Origin of the sequence: Corynebacterium sp. KPL4072 (genome assembly GCF_037908395.1) — a bacterium.
Taxonomy (GTDB): Bacteria; Actinomycetota; Actinomycetes; order Mycobacteriales; family Mycobacteriaceae; genus Corynebacterium; species Corynebacterium kefirresidentii.
In genome coordinates this window covers 79,544-100,018 of the sequence record NZ_JBBMGE010000003.1, presented here as the reverse complement: position 1 = coordinate 100,018, position 20,475 = coordinate 79,544, and the positions used below count along the sequence as shown (strand labels likewise).

21 protein-coding genes and 1 pseudogene are annotated in these 20,475 nt (G+C 62.4%); 14 read left to right on the top strand and 8 right to left on the bottom strand.

All coding sequences use genetic code 11. The annotated features are described in order from the left end of the window. Positions 1 to 48: 48 nt before the first annotated feature. Complete coding sequence (locus tag WMP97_RS04235) at positions 49 to 1,485, top strand: purple acid phosphatase family protein (RefSeq protein WP_301716531.1); 1,437 nt, start codon at positions 49 to 51, stop codon at positions 1,483 to 1,485. A gap of 18 nt (positions 1,486 to 1,503) precedes the next feature. Here WMP97_RS04235 and WMP97_RS04230 read toward each other — a convergent pair whose 3' ends face one another. Both WMP97_RS04230 and WMP97_RS04225 read right to left on the bottom strand, forming a co-directional pair. Further along, positions 1,504 to 2,139 (bottom strand): response regulator transcription factor, encoded by a 636-nt coding sequence (locus WMP97_RS04230; protein WP_200288249.1) that lies wholly within the window; start codon positions 2,137 to 2,139, stop codon positions 1,504 to 1,506. Next, positions 2,136 to 3,287, bottom strand: a complete 1,152-nt coding sequence (locus WMP97_RS04225) for a sensor histidine kinase (protein ID WP_239208232.1) — start codon at positions 3,285 to 3,287, stop codon at positions 2,136 to 2,138. The genes WMP97_RS04230 and WMP97_RS04225 overlap by 4 nt, the downstream gene beginning before the upstream one ends. 112 nt (positions 3,288 to 3,399) lie before the next feature. Between WMP97_RS04225 and WMP97_RS04220 the strand changes: the two genes are divergently transcribed. The 5 genes and pseudogenes from WMP97_RS04220 to WMP97_RS11810 form a co-directional block, all read left to right on the top strand. After that, entirely contained in the window at positions 3,400 to 4,005 is a 606-nt protein-coding gene (locus tag WMP97_RS04220; protein ID WP_023020623.1) for an ABC transporter ATP-binding protein, read from the top strand. Then, on the top strand, positions 3,989 to 5,230 hold the full coding sequence (locus WMP97_RS04215; protein ID WP_340439877.1) for an FtsX-like permease family protein: 1,242 nt from the start codon (positions 3,989 to 3,991) through the stop codon (positions 5,228 to 5,230). Before WMP97_RS04220 ends, WMP97_RS04215 begins: the two co-directional genes overlap by 17 nt. Before the next feature lie 186 nt (positions 5,231 to 5,416). Further along, entirely contained in the window at positions 5,417 to 5,710 is a 294-nt protein-coding gene (gene groES / locus WMP97_RS04210) for a co-chaperone GroES (RefSeq protein WP_005322702.1), read from the top strand. A gap of 8 nt (positions 5,711 to 5,718) precedes the next feature. Continuing rightward, complete coding sequence (gene groL / locus WMP97_RS04205; protein ID WP_023020625.1) at positions 5,719 to 7,335, top strand: chaperonin GroEL; 1,617 nt, start codon at positions 5,719 to 5,721, stop codon at positions 7,333 to 7,335. An 84-nt stretch (positions 7,336 to 7,419) separates the two neighbouring features. Further along, positions 7,420 to 7,773, top strand: a pseudogene (locus WMP97_RS11810) (hypothetical protein); the annotation flags it as partial. On the opposite strand, the gene WMP97_RS04195 reads toward WMP97_RS11810, so the two are convergent. After that, on the bottom strand, positions 7,770 to 8,072 hold the full coding sequence (locus WMP97_RS04195) for a WhiB family transcriptional regulator (RefSeq protein WP_023020627.1): 303 nt from the start codon (positions 8,070 to 8,072) through the stop codon (positions 7,770 to 7,772). The pseudogene WMP97_RS11810 and the gene WMP97_RS04195 sit on opposite strands and share 4 nt — an antisense overlap. Before the next feature lie 306 nt (positions 8,073 to 8,378). On the opposite strand from WMP97_RS04195, the gene WMP97_RS04190 reads away from it, so the two are divergent. After that, complete coding sequence (locus WMP97_RS04190) at positions 8,379 to 8,951, top strand: sigma-70 family RNA polymerase sigma factor (RefSeq protein WP_023020628.1); 573 nt, start codon at positions 8,379 to 8,381, stop codon at positions 8,949 to 8,951. A gap of 65 nt (positions 8,952 to 9,016) precedes the next feature. Next, on the top strand, positions 9,017 to 9,772 hold the full coding sequence (locus tag WMP97_RS04185; protein WP_340439876.1) for a hypothetical protein: 756 nt from the start codon (positions 9,017 to 9,019) through the stop codon (positions 9,770 to 9,772). Positions 9,773 to 9,775: 3 nt separating this feature from the next. Here WMP97_RS04185 and WMP97_RS04180 read toward each other — a convergent pair whose 3' ends face one another. After that, on the bottom strand, positions 9,776 to 10,147 hold the full coding sequence (locus WMP97_RS04180; RefSeq protein WP_005326826.1) for a DUF5319 domain-containing protein: 372 nt from the start codon (positions 10,145 to 10,147) through the stop codon (positions 9,776 to 9,778). Positions 10,148 to 10,265: 118 nt separating this feature from the next. Here WMP97_RS04180 and guaB point away from each other — a divergent pair, with 118 nt between their 5' ends. Continuing rightward, positions 10,266 to 11,786 (top strand): IMP dehydrogenase, encoded by a 1,521-nt coding sequence (gene guaB, locus WMP97_RS04175; protein WP_301716535.1) that lies wholly within the window; start codon positions 10,266 to 10,268, stop codon positions 11,784 to 11,786. Between the two features lie 7 nt (positions 11,787 to 11,793). Continuing rightward, positions 11,794 to 12,957, top strand: a complete 1,164-nt coding sequence (locus WMP97_RS04170) for a GuaB3 family IMP dehydrogenase-related protein (protein WP_239205805.1) — start codon at positions 11,794 to 11,796, stop codon at positions 12,955 to 12,957. A 103-nt stretch (positions 12,958 to 13,060) separates the two neighbouring features. Here the strand turns inward: WMP97_RS04170 and WMP97_RS04165 are convergent, their stop codons facing one another. Continuing rightward, positions 13,061 to 13,432, bottom strand: a complete 372-nt coding sequence (locus WMP97_RS04165) for a hypothetical protein (protein ID WP_340439874.1) — start codon at positions 13,430 to 13,432, stop codon at positions 13,061 to 13,063. Between the two features lie 33 nt (positions 13,433 to 13,465). On the opposite strand from WMP97_RS04165, the gene guaA reads away from it, so the two are divergent. After that, the gene (gene guaA, locus WMP97_RS04160; RefSeq protein WP_239205809.1) at positions 13,466 to 15,040 is read left to right on the top strand and encodes a glutamine-hydrolyzing GMP synthase; all 1,575 of its coding nucleotides are present in this window, start codon (positions 13,466 to 13,468) and stop codon (positions 15,038 to 15,040) included. Positions 15,041 to 15,105: 65 nt separating this feature from the next. Here the strand turns inward: guaA and WMP97_RS04155 are convergent, their stop codons facing one another. Continuing rightward, positions 15,106 to 16,143, bottom strand: coding sequence for an HNH endonuclease signature motif containing protein (locus WMP97_RS04155; RefSeq protein WP_023020634.1), 1,038 nt, complete (start codon positions 16,141 to 16,143; stop codon positions 15,106 to 15,108). 137 nt (positions 16,144 to 16,280) lie between these two features. Next, positions 16,281 to 16,700, bottom strand: coding sequence for a hypothetical protein (locus WMP97_RS04150; RefSeq protein ID WP_340439873.1), 420 nt, complete (start codon positions 16,698 to 16,700; stop codon positions 16,281 to 16,283). Positions 16,701 to 16,830: 130 nt separating this feature from the next. Here WMP97_RS04150 and WMP97_RS04145 point away from each other — a divergent pair, with 130 nt between their 5' ends. Together WMP97_RS04145 and WMP97_RS04140 are read left to right on the top strand one after the other, a co-directional pair. Further along, a complete protein-coding gene (locus tag WMP97_RS04145; RefSeq protein WP_340439937.1) occupies positions 16,831 to 17,427 on the top strand; it encodes a hypothetical protein in 597 nt (198 codons plus the stop codon). Beyond that, positions 17,424 to 18,947 (top strand): DNA polymerase Y family protein, encoded by a 1,524-nt coding sequence (locus tag WMP97_RS04140; protein ID WP_340439872.1) that lies wholly within the window; start codon positions 17,424 to 17,426, stop codon positions 18,945 to 18,947. The genes WMP97_RS04145 and WMP97_RS04140 overlap by 4 nt, the downstream gene beginning before the upstream one ends. On the opposite strand, the gene WMP97_RS04135 is transcribed toward WMP97_RS04140, so the two are convergent. After that, on the bottom strand, positions 18,944 to 19,501 hold the full coding sequence (locus tag WMP97_RS04135) for an AMIN-like domain-containing (lipo)protein (RefSeq protein ID WP_340439871.1): 558 nt from the start codon (positions 19,499 to 19,501) through the stop codon (positions 18,944 to 18,946). The two genes, WMP97_RS04140 and WMP97_RS04135, sit on opposite strands and share 4 nt — an antisense overlap. A 110-nt stretch (positions 19,502 to 19,611) precedes the next feature. Between WMP97_RS04135 and WMP97_RS04130 the strand changes: the two genes are divergently transcribed. After that, the gene (locus tag WMP97_RS04130) at positions 19,612 to 20,472 is read left to right on the top strand and encodes a sucrase ferredoxin (RefSeq protein WP_340439870.1); all 861 of its coding nucleotides are present in this window, start codon (positions 19,612 to 19,614) and stop codon (positions 20,470 to 20,472) included. Positions 20,473 to 20,475 lie beyond the last annotated feature (3 nt).

The window sequence follows — 20,475 nt, the reverse complement described above, 5'->3', positions numbered from 1 at the left end:
CTAGGGAGCCGTACTGCTTTTTCTAAGACTCCAAAAGGTGAAAACTGTATGCTTCGATCATCGCGCTTCGTCGCCTCCTTCGTTACCGCCCTTGCCGTGGGCGGTGCCGCCACCATCGTGCCCGCCACCCCGGCGCTGGCCGCTGATTCGCCCATCTACCGCACCATCCTGCAGCCGGGCGAGGATGAATCCCAGGTAATGGTTACGTGGCGCACCAAGTCCAAAGCCGACGAAGTCCTCGAGGTTACCGGCCCGGAAGGCACCAAGACTTTCCGCGCCGAGGAACGCGATTACGGCGCCCTGCTTTATAAATCCCAGTTCGCCACCGCCACCGATCTGCAGCCGGATACCGAGTACTCCTACCGCGTTGGCTCTGAGGAAGGCGGCTGGTCCGAACCAGAGACCTTTAACACCGGCTCCAATGGCGATGAGTGGTCTTTCCTCACCGTTGCAGACCCGCAAATCGGCGTGGACCTCAAGGTAGATGACCAAGCGGAGCAGTGGCGCAAGACCATCGCTCACGCGGCTTCCCATGTGCCCAATGCCAACATGATCTGGTCCCTAGGGGATCAAGTAGAAGGCTGGGGCGCCCAAGTGCCGCAGTACGATGCCTACTTCTCCGCCCCGGAAATTCGTCACATCCCGACCAATACCGTTCCGGGCAACCACGAGACTTATAACCTCACCATGAAACATCATGATGAGCACTTCTCTAACCCCCACCAGGCCGAAGATATCCGCGACCACTACTTCGAGCGCAATAACGTGCTCTTTATTGGCCTGGACTCCAATGCTTCTTCCGACGCCGATATTGCCCGCCACGAGCAATTCCTGCGCGAGGCCGTGGAATCTCGTGGCGCGGATAATGACTGGATCGTAGTTGGCATGCACCACGGTCCGTATTCACAGGGCTCGCACCACTTTGATAAGGACGTCACCAACCTGCGCGAGAAGCTCACCCCGGTACTCTCTGAGCTCAACGTGGATGCCGTGCTCTCCGGCCACGACCACATCTACACCCGCAGCCACCTGATGAAAAACAACAAGCCAGTCCTGCCAGAAAAGAAGCCGCAGCGCGGCGATGTCCTCGAACCCAAGGATGGTGAGGCCTTGTATCTGACCACCACCACCGCGGGTGGCGGCAAGTACTACGACTTCACTGACGTTAATAATCAGAAGCACAAGGGCGCACGCATGGAGACCATCGATCCGAAGCTCGCCCATGAGTCCACCGCCATGTGGCGCCAGGACTACACCGAGGACTACATGCGCGTGGATGTCTCCGATGACAAGCTCACCTTCGCTACCTTCAACGAAGCCGATAACACCCTGGTAGACAAGGTTTCGCTGAAGAAGAAGGACCGTGGCGCTGCGCCTGCCGACGCCTCTACCGACCCCGACACCCCAGAGGTGCCACAGGATCCGGAAGGCGGCAGCTCCCTGAGCTCCAGCGATGCTTTGAGTGGACTCAGCTCCAAGAAGTAGCTCGCGTCGCCGGCGTTATTAGCGCTCGGTGTGGCGCAGCCACGCCAGCACGGCCTTGACCCGTCGGTTAGAATCCTCGGGCAGGAACCCGAGCTTCGTAAAAACATTGGAGACATGCTTGCTTACCGCGCCAGCGCTAAGAACGAGCGTGTCTTCAATTTCTTTATTGCTCAACCCCTGCGCCATCAGTCCCAGCACCTCCCGTTCGCGGGCGGTGAGTTGGGCGAGGCCAGTGCGCTTTGCAGACAGCAGTGCCGTAACCACCTCTGGGTCCACCACGGTGCCGCCGCGGGCGACCTCGTCGAGCGTGCGCACGAATTCCTCTACATCAGAGACGCGCTCTTTGAGCAGATAGCCAAATCCCCCGTGCTCCAAGAGGCGGTCGAGGTAGCTTGCCGCTACGTATTGGCTTAGCACCACCACTGGTTGGGTAGGGTTTAGCGCTCGCAGGTCATGGACGGCTCGCAGGCCGTCGTCAGTCATGGTGGGCGGCATGCGCACATCGCTGATAATGAGGTCGAAGGCTTCTCGCCCAGCGATTGCGCGCAGTTCTTCGGCATCCGTGGCGGCTGTAACTCTATGGCCCAAAGAGCTGAGTAGCTGCTCGAGCCCGGCGCGCAGCAGCGCGGAATCTTCCGCGAGTAATAGTTTCATTCCGCCTCCTTCAGCGGCAGCTCGACTAGTAGTCGGCCGCCGCGTTCGCCCGCGGCAGTCTCGTGTGCCGCGGCAAGTTTTAGCGTGCCGCCCAGTGCGGCGGCGCGCTCGCGTAGCCCGGCTATGCCGGTACCGGCTCCCGACGTGGCGACTGTCGCCGCGTCCGTGGTGGACGCCTTGGCCGTGGGGCTGAGGTCGGGGCCGGTGCCATTATCAACGATGTCCAGGCGCAGCATGTCCCCGAAAGTAACCGTTACCTTCGCCTCGGTGGCCGCGCCGTGCTTGGAGGCATTGGTAAGTGCCTCGGCCACCGCATGATAGGCCAGCAGGGCAGTGGTCTCGTCCACGGAGCGTTCCGGCCCGTCCACGTGCAGTTCAGTCTCCAGCCCGGAGTGGGCGAGTAGCTCGTCGAGGGCGGGGATAAGCCCGGCGTCGAAAAGCACCTGCGGGGCAATGCCGCGCACCGTTGCGCGCAGGGAAGCCAGGGCCAAAGAAGCATTATGTTCCGCATCGGCCAAAGCAGGCAGCGCCTCGGACGGGGCCTGCAACTTCGCCGCCGCCAAGTTGAGCTTGAGCGCGGTCAGGTACTGCTGCGGTCCATCGTGCAGCTCGCGCTCGATGCGGCGGCGCTCGCCGGAGAAGGCATCGATAAGCGTGGCGCGCGAGGCCGCCAACTCCTCGGCCGAGGGGCTCAACGCCAGCCGAGTCAACGAGGTCGACGCCAAGACCAACAGGCGGTTGAGCCCCACCAATAAAGCCACCAGCAACGGCGCGGTGAGCCAGCAGGTAAAGAAAATGAGCGGCCGGTTGGTGGTAGACCACTCGCCAAAGGAGAATTCGGTCTTTGGCACGAATGGCGCAATGACCAGCACACCCGCCGTAAAACCCAAGGCAGTCCACGCGGCAAAGCAGGCAGCTGAAAGCAATAGCTGCATAATAAGGTGATAAAACTGCTGCCAATCAAACCACCGGCCCGCACGCCGGGAAGGGATCTCCACGCCCATCCACCGTGCACCCAACCGGCCGACAAATTCCGCGGCGCGTCCCACCAGCGGAACCCACGGCAGCATCAGCACCGAAACCACCAACGCCGGGATAAATAGCGCGCCAAGGACAAGGCTCCACGCGCAGGCTTTGAGGGTTCGCATAACCCAAGAGCCTAGCCGCCTTACCCGGCGTGGAGCAGTAGAGCTAGCTCTACCATTTTCTGGGCAGCCCGCCCCATGTCTTTCTTCTGCGCGGCCGAGTGGAATCAAAGGCATGTTAAAAGCAGAAAATCTCACCAAGCGCTACGGCCGCCGCACTGTGCTCAAGCGGGTCACTGTTTCCATCGCCCCGGGCGAATTCGTCGCCATCATGGGGCCTTCCGGTAGCGGTAAAACCACGCTCCTAAACCTGCTATCCGGGCTGGATAAACCCACTTCCGGACAAGTCAACGCGCCGGGGCGCAGGCAGCGTGCCTTTGTATTCCAGGACTATAACCTCTTGGAATCCCTCAATGCGCAGCGCAATGCCACCTTGACCGCGCGATTTTCCGGCCGGCGCCCGTCACGCAGCCGGGTGGCGGAGGTCTTTGATTCGCTCGGCCTTGCTGGTCTGGAGCGCCGCCTGCCCGCACAGCTTTCCGGTGGTCAGCAACAACGCGTGGCTGTAGCCCGGGCCCTGCTGGCTCAAGCGCCCTATATCTTCGCCGACGAACCCACAGGCGCGCTTGACGACGCCACCGCATCCACCGTCCTTTCCCACCTGCGCACCGCCGCCCGCGATGGCGCCAGCGTGATTATGGTGACCCACTCGCACCTCGCCGCTGAAGCGGCCGACCGCGTTATTTCCCTTGAGGAGGTAGCCCATGCTGGTGTGGCTTAAGGACTTACAGTCCAATTGGTTATCGTGGCTGGCCGTGGCGCTGACGTTGGTGGTCTCTTCCACCTCGTGCACCCTGGCGCTAGCCATGCTGGTCGCCTCCTCCGGGGCCGAAGAAAACCCCGCCGGCCCGGTGGGCGGCACGGTACTCGGCATGGCCCTGTGCGTGGTGGTGTTGGTGACGCTATCGCAAATGCGCCTTATCATCGCCGAGCGCGAGCCGGTCTACCGTTCCTGGCGCATGGTGGGCATGCCGGGGTGGATGATTATTGCCTTCATTCTAGGCCAGGTCGCCGTAGTCAGCGCGGCCGCAGGGCTCCTTGGAGTACTGCCGGCCGGCCCGCTGCTCGCTCCGTGCGTACGCGCGCTACGCAGCGATGGCATCCCCATGCCGGACCTTGCCATTACCGGCCAGGTCACGGTCATTGCGGTCATAGTCTGCATGTCCGCAGCGCTAGTTGGCGCGCTGCCTCCACTGCGCCGAGTCTTCCGGCCGCGCACCACCGCACACCCGGCCTGGACCGTGGTGAAATTCTTGCTCGCGTCCGCGGCCATCGGCAGCACGGTTTACGGGTGCCTGCACATTGCCGATCCCGGCGATCTTCTCTCGGCCGAGATGGGCTTGGTCATCCTCGTCGCCCTCTTTTGGCCCTGGCTTATGCCCGCTATCGACCAATGGACCCGCGCGGCCGGCATCGCTGGGGCCAATGTACGCGTGCGTCGCAACTTTTCTACCCCGCACATCGTGCCGTGGGTCCTCGTCGGCGGATTTATCGTCGCCGTAGGCTCTGGCCTGCGCTTTGAAAGCGCCGCAGGCGCCGGCGGCACCCTATCGTCCTGGCAGGTCTTCGTCGCCCTTTTAGGGCCTGTCTTTGCCCCCAGCATCGTGAGTGCCGTGCTCACCTCGCTGCTCATGCACGGGCGCATTGCCTCCGATATCCGCGGCCTCACCCTCGCCGGCGCTACCCCCGGGGCCTGGGCGCGCATACAAGTGGGGGAGGCGGCCTGCCTCACCCTGACTGCGGCCGGCGTGGTCTGGGCGCTGTGCTTGGCGACGCTCCTCCCACTCCACCACCTGCTCACCCCACAGGTTCCTTTCGGCCAGACGTTGGTGGAGCAGCTGTGGTGGCCGGCCTTCGCCGTAATTTTTGGTGCGATGTCTATCGCCCTGGGCGTCGTCAAGCTGGTGCTTGCCGGCTTTGTACGCGCGGGGAATCGGGAGCGCTGAAAGGATCGCTGAGGGCTTAAGAATGTGGGCCGGGTCATTGTTGAGGGTTAGCAGTCGCGAGGGTAGAGTGCTAATCAGGTTGTTTGACCCACAGTTGTTCACCCGCGACGACGGCTGTGCTGGACATCCACAACCGGCACGCGCGTGCCATACCGGCGCGCATACGAACACTACGGAGGAAACATCATGGCAAACATTAAGCCTCTCGAGGACCGCGTCCTCGTACAGATCGTAGAAGCTGAAACCACCACCGCTTCCGGCCTGGTTATCCCGGATTCCGCTAAGGAAAAGCCGCAGGAAGCTACCGTCGTTGCAGTAGGCCCAGGCCGCACCAACGACAAGGGTGAGGTCACCCCGGTAGGCGTCAACGAGGGCGATACCGTGGTCTTTTCCAAGTACGGCGGCACCGAGCTGAAGTACAACGGTGAGGAGTACCTGCTGCTGTCCTCCCGTGACCTGCTCGCCGTCATCGAGAAGTAGGCCTCACTATGGCAAAGCTTATTGCATTCGACCAAGAAGCCCGCGAGGGAATTCAGCGCGGCGTCGATACGCTGGCTGATGCCGTCAAGGTCACTCTCGGCCCGCGCGGCCGCAACGTCGTGTTGTCCAAGGCTTTTGGCGGCCCCACCGTCACCAATGATGGCGTGACCATCGCCCGCGATATCGACATCGAGGAACCATTCGAGAACCTCGGCGCCCAGCTGGTTAAGTCCGTTGCAGTCAAGACCAACGACATCGCAGGTGACGGCACCACTACCGCCACCTTGCTGGCCCAGGCACTCATCTTCGAAGGCCTGCGCAACGTCGCAGCTGGCGCTAACCCAATCGAGCTTAACCGCGGCATCGCGGCGGCGGCCGAAAAGGCCGTGGAGGAGCTCAAGGCTCGCGCCACCGCGGTCAACTCCTCGTCCGAGATTGCCCAGGTAGCCACCGTCTCTTCCCGCGACCCGGAGGTCGGCGAGATGGTTGCCGGTGCTATGGACAAGGTGGGCAAGGACGGCGTTGTCACCGTCGAAGAATCCCAGACCATCGACTCCGCCGTCGATGTCACCGAGGGAATTTCCTTTGACAAGGGCTACCTTTCCCCGTACTTCGCTACGGAGGAAGAGACCTACCACGCCGTGCTGGACGACGCCGCTGTGCTCCTCGTCCGCAATAAAATCTCCTCCCTGCCGGACTTCCTGCCGCTGCTGGAGAAGATCGCCGAGACCAACCGCCCAACCCTCATCATCGCAGAGGACGTTGAGGGCGAGCCGCTGCAGGCGCTCGTCGTCAACTCCATCCGCAAGGTGCTCAAGGTCGCGGCCGTGAAGGCCCCGTACTTTGGCGAGCGCCGCAAGGGCTTCATGGATGACTTGGCTGTCGTTACCGGCGCCACCGTCATCGACCCAGAGGTGGGCGTTAACCTCAACGAGGCTGGCCTCGACGTTTTGGGTTCCGCTCGCCGCGTGACCATCACCAAGGAAGACACTGTCATCGTCGATGGTGGCGGCACCGCTGAAGCGGTAGAGGAGCGCCGCGAGCAGATCCGCCGCGAAATCGAGCGCACCGACTCCACCTGGGATAAGGAAAAGCTGGAGGAGCGCCTAGCTAAGCTCTCCGGTGGCGTGGCCGTCATCCGCGTCGGCGCCGCCACCGAGACCGAGGTCAACGAGCGCAAGCTGCGCGTCGAAGACGCCATCAACGCGGCCCGCGCGGCCGTTGAAGAAGGCGTCATCGCCGGCGGTGGCTCTGTGCTGGTCCAGATCTCTAAGGAGCTGGAGTCCTTCGCTGAGGGCTTTGAGGGCGAAGCAAAGGTCGGCGTCCTCGCCGTCGCCCGCGCGCTGACCCGCCCGGCGTTCTGGATCGCCGAAAACGCCGGTCTCGACGGTGCTGTCGTCGTCTCCCGCGTTGCCGAGATGTCCAATGGCGAAGGCTTCAATGCCAATACCCTGGAGTACGGAAACCTCATTGATAACGGCATCATTGACCCAGTCAAGGTCACCCACTCGGCCGTGGTCAACGCCACTTCCGTGGCCCGCATGGTTCTTACCACCGAGGCCTCCGTGGTGGAAAAGCCACAGGAAGAGCAGCCAGCTGACACCGGTCACGGCCACCAGCACTAAACTGGCTACCAACATCACCCGCCCCGCTTCCCGCGAGGCGGGTTTTGTTGTACCTGGACTAGGGCCGTGGAATACATCAAGGTCACCGGTGATACCGACCCCGTTCGCAAGGCCTTCGCCAAGGCCAATGGCATCAAACCCGCACTCTTATTCCGCGAGTTTCGAGGGTGCCTGCCTCAAGCGCAACGGCGCGGGTGTGGTCTACGTGGAGCCGGGCGTGATGAGCAGGTGGACTCCGGCCATACCGTCATCCGTATCGACCACAACCTGGCTGTGCTCGCGCACGCGGACTACGCCATCGATTTGGGCCTCGGAGCCGGTTTGGCCGGCGGCCAGGCGGTCTTTAGCGGCACGCCAGCAGACTTAGCCGAACAGCGTGACTCGGTGACGGGGCGTTTTTGCCGACGCCCTCGTCTCCCCCTAACTTTCCTGCCTTAAGCGTTGACCGGCGCGGCGGCGCGGCGACGCTGGCGAAGCTCTACCACGCGTTCGGATTCGCTCATTCCGCCCCAGACACCGTAGGGCTCGGCGGATTGCAAGGCATGCTCGCGGCACAAATCAATGACCGGGCAAGAATTGCAGATGGCTTTGGCGCGATTCTCGCGCTGGGCGCGGGCGCGGCCGCGCTCGCCATCCGGGTGATAAAATACGTCCGAGTTTTCTCCGCGGCAGGCGCCTTGTAGCTGCCAATCCCACAGGTCAGCGGTGGGACCGGGAAGCAAATGAGGCTGAGACACGTTATTAAGCTCCTTTGTAAGGGCGAGAATTCTTGTGTGGCTTCCGCAGCGTCGCGGAAAGCAACCTCACGTAGTGTTTCGCGCGTGGGTAAACGGTGGGTTACCGATTTTTGACTTTTAAGTATTATTCTCGCACTTCCTCTTCCTGCACCATGGTTTACCAGCGCAAACGCCGAAGGTTAACGGTTTGTGAATTTTCTGCCGCTCAGCTTGCATAGGTAATGGGGGTGCGCGTTGCCTTTGCATAAACTCCCCGTGTGCCAATATGGTTAGTTACCGGTCGAAAACATCTCAGAGGGTGCATACGTGAGCGATAGGGAACAGGAGCTAGCGGATCTCGTTCCGCATGCCGTCGACGGCAGCCGTCGAGCGCTGCAAAAAGTCCTGCAGATCATTCACCCGCAGGTCCTGCGTTACTGCCGCGCCCGCATCGGGGGCGGCAGCCAACCCACCGCGGAAGATGTGGCCCAAGAGATTTGCCTAGCAGTGGCTACCTCGATTGGTTCCTATGAGGACAAGGGCCGTCCTTTTATGGCCTATGTTTATGGCATCGCATTTAATAAGGTCACTGATGCTCACCGCGCGATGGGCCGCGATAAGTCCACGCCTACCGAAGAAATTCCGGAAGACTCCGCGCGTGAAGCCACTCCTGAAGAGTGGGCGCTAGAGGCCGACGGTAGTAACAGAATGCGCGCCTTGCTCGATACATTAAGTGATAAGGCGAAAAACATCGTTATTCTGCGCGTGTTCAACGGGTTGTCAGCAGAAGAGACTGCGGAAATTGTGGGTTCCACTCCAGGCGCGGTCCGTGTGGCACAACACCGAGCACTAGCTCAATTGCGAAAGACCCTCCAAGTCGCGCAGGAAACTGCACACTAAGGGGCTTGTGGCCCAATCTCACAGCAGGTATTTCATAACAGAAAGGAAGGGGGAGAGACACCATCATGGCTTCTAAGCACCACGGCGATAACGACGACCTAGCGGACCAGCTCCAGCCCTTGGTCGATGATGATGCATTCCTCACTGAGCTTTCGAAAGGCAACGACCCTTCCGACCGTCAGGATGACCTGGCGGGGTTGCTGCTGGAGTTAAAGGGGGACGTCGACAAGCACATGCCTCCGGCCCCGCTGGTAGAAGGCGCTGAGGCGGAGCCTCAGGTTATTGATCTTGGTAAGGCGCGCAAGCGTCGCCGCGGCGGGCCTTTCGTGCATGGTCTCATTGGCGCGGCCGCTGCAACCCTAGTCATTGCTGGAGCCGGTGGCACAATGCTGCATGCCGGAACTTTTGATAAAGGGGATAAGACCCGCAATGTAGAGCTGGCCGGAACGCTGGAAGAGATGGAATCTCGCGCGGCCGAAGGCGATATTGAAGGTGCTCGGGAACTGATGAGGGATGCCCGAGCCAAGCTGGACGCGGCCGAAGGCAAGGAAGAAAAGGCCATCGCCGCCAACAGTGAGGCGGAACACAAGCGCTCTGCGCACCCGAAGCCCGCCCCGCACACCGTGACGGAGACCGCCACCGAAACCGTGGCGGAAGAAGCTTCCCAACCGGAACAGCAGCCGGAGCAGGTTACCGTGACCGAAACTCAGTACGCCACCGAAACCGTGGTGGTCACGGAACAAGGGCAGCCAAACCCGCAGCCCAACCCCAACGTTGAGGATGAGCCGACGACCACCATCGAGTTGGGCCAGCAGCAGTAGAAGCTAGCGGCCCTCTAGGCCATCCAAGTAACCCAGGGCGTAGTCCCAGGGAACATAGCGGGAGGGATCCGGCTCGGCGCCTGGCTCATGCACTGGCGCTAGCTCCCCTTCGAGCGTGGCGCGCATATTTGCGGCCATGATATCCCACTCATAAAAGTGATTTTCCTGGCAATCCTCGCAGAGGAAGAAGATGCCGTCGATGCCGCGCGGGCCGAGGATGGACGCGAATTTCTGCACCAGCGCGAGGTCGTGGATGATGGCGATTCGGTCGTCGTCGGTAAGCGGCATGACCTGCTCGTCCTCCTCCAAGAAGGAGGCGGGGTCATTCGGGTCATCGGCGAAAGGATCGCGGGGCATATTGGCGAAGAAGTTCACGCCTGCGAGCCTATTGAACTTACCCTCCCGAGGCAATTTACCCCTGCCCAAATGGTGTCGTCGGCCGGCAAAGCACTACAGTTGTGGTAGCCGCTAAACCTGTTAAGGAGAGACCTCGATGAGCGAGAACCGTATTCATACTGGTGGAGATGACCCGAACAAGGTAGCCCTGCGCGGCCTGACCTTTGACGATGTGCTTCTGTTGCCCGCCGAATCCAATATCGTGCCCTCCGAGGTCGATACCGGCGCGCAGTTTACCCGCAATATTCGCCTCGGCGTCCCGCTTGCCTCGGCCGCCATGGATACCGTGACTGAGGCCCGCATGGCCATTGCCATGGCGCGCCAGGGCGGCATCGGCGTGCTGCACCGCAACCTGTCTACCGAGGACCAGGCCGAGCAGGTAGAAATAGTCAAGCGCTCCGAGTCCGGCATGGTCACCGACCCCATCACTGCCCGCCCGGATATGACCATTGGGGAAGTAGACGCGCTGTGCGCCCGCTTCCGTATCTCCGGCCTGCCGGTGGTAGATGAGGACGGCACTTTAGTCGGTATTTGCACCAACCGCGATATGCGCTTCGAGCCTGACTTTGATCGCAAGGTCAGCGAGGTTATGACGGCCATGCCGCTCGTCGTAGCGCGCGAGGGCGTATCCAAGGAGGAAGCCCTCGAGCTGTTGTCGGCCAATAAGGTGGAAAAGCTGCCCATCGTCGATGCGGATAATAAGCTCACCGGCCTGATTACCGTCAAGGACTTTGTAAAGTCCGAGCAGTACCCTAACGCGTCGAAGGACTCGGCCGGCCGCCTGTTGGTTGCGGCCGGCATCGGTACCGGCGAGGAGTCCTACCAGCGCGCCGCCGCGCTTGTCGACGCCGGCGTGGACGCCCTCGTCGTCGATTCCGCCCATGCCCACAACAACCGCGTGTTGGAAATGGTTTCCCGCGTCCAAAAGGACTTTGGCTCCAAGGTCGATGTCATCGGCGGTAACCTTGCCACCCGTGAGGCCGCCCAGGCAATGATTGATGCCGGCGCGGATGCCATCAAGGTCGGCATTGGCCCGGGCTCCATTTGCACCACCCGCGTCGTCGCTGGCGTGGGAGCGCCGCAGATTACGGCCCTGATGGAAGCCGCCGCGGTAGCTGGCCCGGCCGGTGTACCGGTGATCGGCGATGGCGGCATGCAGTACTCCGGCGACGTCGCCAAGGCCCTAGCGGCCGGCGCCGATACCGTCATGCTGGGTTCCATGTTTGCCGGGACCACTGAGGCGCCCGGTGACATCGTGGTCTACCAGGGCAAGCAGTACAAGCGCTACCGCGGCATGGGCTCCATGGGTGCCATGCAGGGCCGTGGACTTTCCGGCGAAAAGCGCTCCTATTCCAAGGATCGCTACTTCCAGGCCGATGTTCGCAGCGAGGACAAGCTGGTTCCAGAAGGCGTCGAGGGCCGAGTGCCCTTCCGCGGCGATATCGATGCCATCGTGCACCAGATTATCGGCGGCCTGCGCGCTTCCATGGGCTATACCGGCTCCGCCACCCTGGCCGAGCTGAAGACCAAGCGCTTCGTTCAAATCACCGCCGCGGGCCTGAAGGAATCCCACCCGCACCACCTGCAGCAAATCGCAGAAGCACCAAACTACCGCTAGGAATATCATGCGTGAATACGCCGAAATTGGCATCGGCCGCGAGGCCCGCCGCACCTTTGATCTAGAGCAACTATCCATCGTGCCGCAACGCCGTACCCGCTCCTCCAAGGACGTGGATACCACCTGGCACATCGATGCCTATACCTTCGACATCCCTTTCGTGTCCCACCCCACCGATGCGCTCGCCACGCCCGAGTTCATCATCGAGATGGGCAAGCAAGGTGGCCTGGGCGTCATTAATGCTGAGGGGTTGTGGGGCCGCCACGAGGATCTCGAAGGCGCTCTAGCTCGCATTTACTCGCAGCCGGGCGATAACTCCATCATTCAGGAGTTGCACGCCGCCCCGCTTGACGACGCCCTCCTTACCGAACGCATCTCCCAAGTCCGTGACTCCGGCGTCACCGTTGCTGTGCGCGTTTCTCCGCAAAATGCTCGTGAGATGGCCCCGAAGGTGATCGCGGCCGGTGCCGAGCTGCTGTTTATTCAGGGCACCCTGGTCTCGGCCGAGCACGTAGCTACTGGTGGCGAGCCGTTGAACCTCAAGGAGTTCATCGGATCGCTGGATGTGCCGGTCATCGCGGGCGGAGTTACCGACTACACCACCGCGCTGCACCTGATGCGCACTGGCGCGGCCGGCGTTATCGTGGGCGCGGGCGTGACGACCAACGCCGAGACCGTTGGTATCGACTCGGCCATGGCCACCGCTATTGCCGACGCCGCTGCCGCCCGCCGCGACTACCTCGACGAGACTGGCGGCCGCTACGTGCACATCATCGCCGATACCGAGTTTGAAAACTCCGGCAATATTGCCAAGGCTTTTGCTTGTGGCGCCGACAGTGTCGCTCTCGGCCCACTGCTTGCTCAGGCCCGCGAGGCCGGCGGTAAAGGCTGGTACTGGCCCGCCACGGCCGGTCACCCGCGTTTCCCCCGCGGCTTCGTCCAGTTCTCCGGAGCTGATGCCGACTTGGATGTTGATTTCCTCACCGCCGGTACCCCGGCCGAAGCTGCAGAAGAGTCTGCCGCTCCTTCGCTTGAAACGGTGTTGCACGGTCCCTCCAGCGAGCCCTTCGGCCGCACCAACTTGGTCGGCGCGCTACGCCGCTCCATGGCAAAGTGCGGCTACACCGACCTGAAGTCCTTCCAGAAGGTTGAGCTCGCCGTCCGCCACTAAATGGCAATCTCGAACGCGGCTGTGCTTTCTTGGCGCAGCCGCGTTTTGTCTTCAAGCTTTCTTTTCCTCTGGAGAGGTAGAGCGTGGCGGAGAAGGAGGGTGGTCAGGAAACCAACTGCCAACCGCCTTCCCTCCTCCATGTGGTCTCGCGCGACATCGGCCGCCATTGTCCTGCATCGTGGACTGGGCACACGCGTGCTCCCGCAGGATTGAGTTCTACAACCTTCTTTTCCTCTTTCGCGCGCAGCACTACCGAATTATGCGCTACTTCTGGGTATCCCATGCGCTCTGCCTGCTGAGTGCCGCATAAGGGAGCCCACTCGTCCCACTTGCTTCCAAAGACTTCTGCGGCTGGGAGTGTTACCCGTTGTGGACCTTGTTCATCCAGCGCAGACGTCACCTCGGCCGTAGTTGGGGCAGCGTCACAACCGCATAACAATAGCCCGGTGGTGAGCACAATAGCCAAGCGCTTCATAAGCTATCAGTTTAGTGGGTTAGACTATGGGGCGTGACTAAGCCAAACACTACCCCGCGCCCCGTCCTCGTTGTGGACTTTGGCGCTCAGTACGCGCAGCTTATTGCCCGTCGCGTGCGCGAGGCCAAGATTTACTCCGAGGTTGTCCCTCACTCCGCGTCTGTGGAGGAAATCAAAGCTAAAGATCCCGCCGCGCTTATCCTGTCGGGTGGCCCGTCCTCCGTCTATGCTGACGGTGCCCCGGCCCTGAAGCCGGAGCTGCTTGAGCTCGGCATTCCTGTCTTCGGCATCTGCTACGGCTTCCAGGCCATGAACCATGCGCTTGGTGGCACCGTGTCGTCGACTGGCGAGCGTGAGTACGGCCGTACCGATATGAATGTTAAGGGCGGCGTACTTCACGAAGGCCTAGAGGCTACCCACAAGGTGTGGATGTCTCACGGCGATGCCGTATCTGCCGCTCCCGAAGGCTTTGAGGTTACGGCCACCTCGGCCGGTGCTCCGGTTGCAGCGATGGAGTGCCTAGACAAGAAGATGGCCGGTGTGCAGTACCACCCTGAGGTACAGCACTCGCCGCACGGCCAGGAGGTGCTTACCCGCTTCCTTACTGAGGTTGCTGGCCTAGAGCAGAACTGGACGGCCGATAATATCGCCGAGCAGCTCATTGCCGATGTCCGCGCCCAGGTGGGCGAGGAAGGCCGCGCTATTTGCGCCCTGTCCGGCGGTGTGGATTCAGCTGTGGCGGCCGCGCTGGTGCAGCGTGCTATCGGTGATCGCCTCACCTGTGTCTTTGTTGACCACGGCCTGCTGCGTGCCGGCGAGCGCGAGCAGGTAGAAAAGGACTTTGTCGCCTCCACCGGCGCGAAGCTGGTGACCGCGGACGAACGCGCTGCCTTCCTGGAAAAGCTGGCAGGCGTTAGCGACCCTGAAGCTAAACGTAAGGCCATCGGCGCGGAGTTTATCCGTTCCTTTGAGCGCGCGGTAGCGGGCGTGCTTGACGACGCCCCCGCAGGCTCCACCGTCGACTACCTCGTCCAGGGCACGCTGTACCCGGACGTCGTCGAGTCTGGCGGCGGCGATGGCACGGCGAATATTAAGTCTCACCACAACGTTGGCGGTTTGCCGGATGACGTGGAGTTCGAGCTGGTTGAGCCGCTGCGGCTGCTGTTTAAAGACGAGGTACGCGCTGTCGGCCGTGAGCTGGGTCTGCCAGAAGAAATCGTTAACCGCCAGCCATTCCCTGGCCCAGGATTGGGTATCCGCATTATCGGTGAGGTAACCGAGGAGCGCTTGGAGACGCTGCGTGAGGCGGACCTCATTGCCCGCACCGAGCTGACCAATGCCGGCCTGGATGACCAGATTTGGCAGTGCCCGGTCGTGCTGCTGGCCGACGTCCGTTCCGTTGGTGTGCAAGGTGATGGCCGCACCTATGGCCACCCGATCGTGCTACGCCCAGTGTCCTCGGAGGACGCCATGACTGCAGACTGGACCCGCTTGCCATACGAGGTACTGGAGAAAATTTCTACCCGCATCACCAATGAGGTGAAGGACGTCAACCGCGTGGTCTTGGACTGCACTTCCAAGCCACCGGGAACCATCGAGTGGGAGTAAAACGGCATGCGTAGAAGGCGCTCAGGCTATCTCTGAGCGCCTTTTCGCGCGTTTGAGGAGCGTGTTTACTCGCGCGGGGTAAACGGTGGACGCCACACAATGCGCCCGCCCACCCGCTCGAGGCGGCCGCGCCGGGGCGGAGCGTTGGGGTCATCATCGTTGACGCCGTTATGGTAGGCGCAGCACATGACCAGGTTTTTCATATTCGTCTCCCCACCGTTACTCCACGCCTTGAGGTGGTGGACCTGGGAGAGATCGGCCGGTTGGTTGCAGCCCGGCCAGGCGCAGCGTGGGTTTTCTGCAGCGGCCATGATGCGCTGTTTGTCATTGGCCACGCGCGCCGTGCGGTAGAGGTTGACCGGCCCTTCTTCGGGGTGCACGAGCGTGACGTAGCCGGTTTCTCTATCGCCAGAAAAGCCGACGTCGTTGAGTACGCGCCGCAGATATTCGGTGCCGGTAATGGTGGCGCCATTGGTCAGGTCGAGCTCGATATCGTCGCCGTGGCCGTCGCGGATGCGAATGAATTTGTCTAATGGCACGATGGCATTGGTTATCACCTCTGCCCGCGCGGCCGCTGCCTGGTCAAAGAAAATTTTTTCTACCGCCTCGAGCGATTGCTTCCCGGTCGCGGCCAGCGCGGCGTTGAGATCCGCGATGAAACTAGAGGTTCCGGTGATGGCAAGCGTCCAGTAGTCATTGGGGCGTCGGTAAGTGCGCACACCTGGAGTAACGGTGTTGTCTTTCATCTCGTGCAGGCGCCGGCGGGCGTGCTTGAGAATATGGCTCATCGCGCCGGTCATTGCGCAGCACTCCGCGCGTAGCTCCCAGGCCTGTTTCTTGCTCGGGGCACGGTTAACAATGCGCTCTAGGGCGGTGAGTGTGGCGATAGAATGGGTGTTGCGACGGGCGTCGGCAATAGCACGGCGCTGTAGCCGGGTAAATTTGGTGCGGCCAAAGTAGCTCTCACACAAAAGAAGCAGATCGGCCGCGATGGCATCGGGCGCGCCGTGGTCCATAAGCTCGGACCCGGACATGCCCTGGCACCCGGCGATGATGTCCATGCCGGGGCCTAAGGCAGTGAGGTAGGTCTCGAGTGCGTTCATGCCTGCAACGCTACGACGCGCACCTACACCGGCGCACGGCCGGCGCAACCGCTGCGGCCAGTTGTGTGGATAACCCGGCCTACATACCCGAGGCGGGGCGGAAAAGCTGTGGATAACCCCGAAAAGTGTCGTATAGATTAGGCAAACGCGAGCCGTCGCGTGCCATCCACGTGGGGGAAGACGAGAAAGCTCAGGCCAAAAACCACCAGCCATACCAGGCCGGCGCCCCACGCGGGTAGGGCCACGATGGGGGCGAGCATCACCATAAGCCACAGAATCATCAGCGGCACGAGCTGTGCGATGCTAGGAACCAGAGTGACATTGCGCTTGGTGGCATAATCGCGCATCGCGTGGCGGTAGGGGTGGGCAAAGACGAGAACGAAAGCCGCCACGAGGCACACGAGCGCCCCGATTAGTGCAGCAAAAATATGTGCGCGGCTGGCCAAAAGCGCCACGGCCGCACCGATGAGGATGGACGAACCCAAACGCACCCATGGCGGAGTGGGAATGGGGGTGGTGTGCTCGCGCATGGCATCGTAGGCAGCGTTGAAGTTCATGCCGCTAAGGCTACCATTCGAACATACACTTGCATGTGTCCGGGTGAGGGTTCATACTATTCGGGTGAATCAAACGAGCGTTCGCCTAGAAAAAGCGGTGGCCGGACTAAGTAGGTCGGACCGTGTGGCGATGCTGCGTACTCGCATGCGCGCTATGGAGCGTGGCCCGGAAGAGGAGCTGGTAGATACGCTTCCTGGCCTGGCACGTCTGCTTCCTGCGGGCGGCTTGGCGCGCCGGCACGTGGTGCACTGTACTAACTGTCCAGCGCTTGTGGTGGAGCTTATCTGTCACCTCACGGCCCGCGGTGGGCATGTGGGTGTAGTGGGGTGGCCAGATCTTCTACTCACACAAGTGGCCGAGGAAGGTGTTATCGAACGTGTGGTAACCGTCCCAGAACCGGGCGTGGATTCCTGGATGGTGACAGGGGTATTGGCGGAAGGACTGGACCTAGTCATCCATCATGGGCCGCCCGGTGAGGTGAGCCCAACCAAGGCCCGGCCGGTGCTGGCGAAGGTGCGCGGCGGGCGCGCGGCGGTGCTGACGGTGGGCACGCGCTTGCCCGGCACGGCGGTGGAGATAGGGGCGCAGGTGAGTGCCTATCGGGGCGTCGGCAAGGGCAGTGGGCGCATTCGCGGCGTGGACATGGACGTTGAGGTGACCTCGAAGCAGGCTAGCGTGCATGGGGTGCTCACGGTGGGCCAGCGGCGCCGGTTGGAGGCCGTATGAGGGTAGCGGCCGTGTGGTTTCCGGATTGGCCCATCCAGGCCGTCGGCGGGCAGGGGCCTATGGTCATTGCGCGCAATCACGCGGTGGCGGTATGTGATAGAGCGGCGCGCCGGGCGGGGGTGCGGCGTGGGATGCGCCTGCGTCAAGCCCAAGCGCTGTGCCCCGAGGCGGCGGTGGTGGAGGCTAACCCGGACCGGGATGGTGCGGCGTTTGCGGAGGTTGCGGCCGGTTTGGATGCGGTGGCGTCCTCGGTGGAGGTGCTGCGCCCCGGCCTGGCCATTGTGGACGCGGGCGCGGCGCTGCGCTACCACGGGGAGAAAGCATTAGAGATGCTTGTCGACGCCTCTTCGTACGCCGGCTTCGATTCCACCCTCGGCGTCGCCGATGAGATTGCTACGGCTGTCATCGCGGCCCGGTACCGTGGCATGGGCGCGGTGGTGCCAGAGGGCGAATCGCGGGATTTTTTGGCCACCCAGCCCATAGGCGTGCTCGCCGCCGATGAGGCATTGGGCTTTGATGCTGGGTTTGTTGCGCAGCTCGATAAGCTGGGCGTGCGCCGCCTGGGGGACTTAGCCGCACTGCCGTTTAAGCAGGTAGCTACCCGGTTTGGCGATCCTGGCCGGCGTGCCCACGAGCTGGCCCAGGCCCGTGCGGATAGGCGCGTAGCTCCAGAAATGGCGCGCCCAGACCTGGCCGTGGAAATGGAAGAGTGCATCGAGCGCGTGGACGCGGCGGCCTTCGCGGCCCGCCAGCTAGCGGCCCGGCTGCATGCTCGTTTGGAGGAAGCCGGCAAGGTGTGCCTGCGGCTGCGCGTGGTAGCGGAGTTTGGCACCGGCGAGGAGTTGGCGCGGGTATGGCGCACGCAGGAAGCGCTGACGGAGCAGGCCACGGCGGACCGCGTGCGTTGGCAGCTCGATGGCTGGCTCACGCGTGCTACTGGTGAGGGCGCGGCCATTCGCCGCCTCGCGCTGGAGCCGGTAGAGGTTGCCGCCCCGTCCGCCACCGGCCTATGGGGCGGGGAGGGATCGCAGGAGCAGGTCAAGCGCGTTATCGCTCGGGTGCAATCGCAGCTGGGGGTTGACCGCGTGCTGCAGCCGCGGGCGGTGGGCGGCCGTGGAGTAGCCGAGCGCATCGAGTACGTGCCTTATGGTGAGCAGCGCGACGCACCGCCACAAGGTGAGTGGCCCGGCCGTATTCCGGCACCCCTGCCTGCGCGTTTGGGCGGTGGGCCTAATCATCCGGCTGCGCGTATCCGGCTTATCGATGCCGCTCGTCGCGAAGTATTTGTCACCGCCGAGGCTCTCCTTTCGGGGGTGCCGGTGGCATTGAGCTGGGGCGCGCATCGCTTCCGTGTGCTGGGCTGGGCCGGTCCCTGGCCGGTGGATACGCAGTGGTGGACTAATACCCCGCAGCACGTAGCGCGCCTGCAGGTGGTGGGGCAGGCCGACTATGAAGAGCATCAGCGGGCCTGGCTTTTGGTATGGTCCGGCGGACGCTGGCGGGTGGAGGCGACCTATTAATCGCGAATATCGACTACAAGGCGGGTGGGGTTATCGATCACCTGCACGGAATAGGGCTTGCGCGAGGTCATGCCGATGACGAATTGGCAGCGGCCCTCGTAGGTACCGCCGTTGACCACCTGGGTAACGACTCCTCCCTTGGGGGCATCGACCACGCCGATGCGGGGATCGTCCTTTCCCGCCTCGAAGGGATAGACCACGCCGTCGATATTGACGTTGAGCGCAGTCTCGCCGGAGTGATCAATAGCCTTGCCAGAGCCCTGCTGCGTGGGCGTGTCGGCATAGTCCACGAACCAGCCGGGAGAGCCGCCGCCGTCGAGTTCGAAGACGACGCGCTCGAAACCCTCGTGCTGGCCGAACCGCACGTCGGTTACCGTGAGCTCGGAGGGGGCCTGCGGCCGGAGGGTTTTCATTTCCATGTTGGCCTGGCCTAGCGGATTGAGCTGGGAGTTGTCTGCGGACGCAGCCATGGTGGTGCGGTCCGTCTCTTGGGCGACGCAGCCGCTGAGAAAAGCGGCGACGAGGAGTGTTGCGGCGAGACGGACTTTTAGCATGCTCCCTAGGTTATAGTTTCGGCCGGGAACTGTATAGCCGAGGGGGTATTTCGTGGCCGAATTGTGGCCAAGGGTGTGAGCTGAAATGCAGAAAGGTTAGGCTTAGGTATATGACCGAGTTCTGTTCAGATATCCAGGTAGAGCCGCTGCCAGGCACAGCGAAGAAGGAATCCGTCTATGTGCTTTTTGAGTGGCCGGGCGGATGGTCGCGAGACGTGCTCGATGGCGATACCTTTGGGCCGGATCTCACGGCGCAGCTCAAGGCCAAGCTGAAAGGCGTGGCGGGGCTGCAGCTTATCCGTCGGCCGGGCCGCGACGGCCGCCAGGTAGGCAAGATGCACCGCTGCTACCTGGTGTGGGCCGAGCAGGGAGTGATGGAACTCGTGCTGCTGACAGGGCCAGAGAAAATCCTCGATCTGGATCTGACAGGGCCTGGACGCAATGGAGGCGGCGCAGTGGAAACACCGCTAGTTTTGGTGTGTACGCACGCGAAGCGCGATACCTGCTGTGCGGTCAAGGGCCGGCCGCTGGCCGCGGAGCTGGTGGAGGATTACCCGGATATGGTCTGGGAGACCTCGCACACGAAGGGACACCGGTTCGCGCCATCGGTCATGCTCATGCCGTGGGGCTATTCCTTTGGACGAATGAATAAAGAAGCCGCCGCGCAGATGATTGCGGCGGCGGCGCGGGGAAAGTATTTTTACCCGGTAAATCGCGGGCGCGGTATTTTCGGCCCGCGCGGCCAGGTGGCGGAGTTGGCGGTGGCCCGAGCGCTTATCGACGCCGGCGAGGAGCTCTCCTACGGCCAGCTCACCGCCACTGATAGCGGCGAGGTCAGCCACAGTGACGGCCGGCGCTGGCGCGTGACGCTCGAGGAGCGCGAGGTAGAAGGCGTGGTGTCTTCGTGTGGTGACGCCCCGAAGACGGGCCAAGCCATCGTAGCGACCGGCGTGGAGCCGGTCGCGGGGTAGGGC